This window comes from Burkholderia sp. LK4, assembly GCF_001043615.1.
GTDB classification, from domain to species: domain Bacteria; phylum Pseudomonadota; class Gammaproteobacteria; order Burkholderiales; family Burkholderiaceae; genus Burkholderia; species Burkholderia cepacia.
Map to the genome: position 1 here is coordinate 1 of NZ_LDUL01000080.1, position 914 is coordinate 914.

Consider the following 914-nt stretch of genomic DNA (forward strand, 5'->3'; position numbering starts at 1 on the left):
GAAGCTGTTGCGAAATTAATCAGACACTGTCTTGAGTTGGTTCCAGCACATCAAGCAGCACGCGAGCGAGAGGAATGCCTCATGCACGTGTGCGTACCGTTCGTAGCGAATCTTGAGCCGTCTGAATGCATGAATCCAGGCAATGGAACGTTCGATGAACCAGCGCGTTTTACCGAGGCCACTGCCGTGAGGCGAACCGATTTTGGCAAGCAAGGGCGTGATGCCGCGTTCGCGCAGACGCTGCCGGTGCGGCTCGGAACTGTAGCCCCGGTCGCCCTGAACAATCTTCGGTTTGCGCAGTGGCCGTCCGCGCTTTCCTCGGATGGGAGGGATCGCCGCAACCAACGCATCGAGTTGCGTGATGTCGTTGCAATTCGCGGCAGTCAAGATGACCGCGAGCGGGATACCTTGCGCGTCGACGATGAGGTGGTGCTTGCTGCCGAGCTTGCGCCGGTCCGTTGGGTTCGGGCCGGTTTTTTTCCCGCGAGCATCGCGCGGACCGACGAGCTGTCGACAATCGCGCGTGCCATGTCGAGTTGGTCACGACGGCGTAACTCCGCCAGCAGCGCTTCGTGGATGCGTTGCCAGACACCGGCCTCTTGCCACGCCACCAGCCGCCGCCAGCACGCCGTGCCTGAGCCGCAGCCCATTTCTTGCGGCAGCAGATTCCAGGCGATGCCCGAGCGCAGCACGAATACGATGCCGGTCAACACCGCTCGGTCCGGCGTCGGCTTGCGCCCCGCGTATCGGCGGTTCCGTGGTGCCCGCTTCGGCAGTAGAGGTTCGATGAGTGACCACAGCTCGTCGTCTATCAGTTCTTTGGGCATCGCTTCCTGGCAGGCAAAACAAGTCAGAAAGTTAACACCCTCTCGAAAAAGTTAACAGACCTAATCCGTAATTTCGCAACAGCTTCT

1 protein-coding gene is annotated in these 914 nt (G+C 60.2%); it reads right to left on the minus strand.

Translation table 11 applies throughout. The annotated features are described in order from the left end of the window. Nucleotides 1–15: 15 nt before the first annotated feature. Nucleotides 16–827 (minus strand): IS5 family transposase gene (locus tag VK92_RS41045; protein WP_122982981.1). Its coding sequence is split into 2 segments (ribosomal slippage): nucleotides 16–488 and nucleotides 488–827, totalling 813 coding nucleotides; the frame shifts between segments, so codons are not numbered across the junction. Between the last annotated feature and the right edge of the window lie 87 nt (nucleotides 828–914).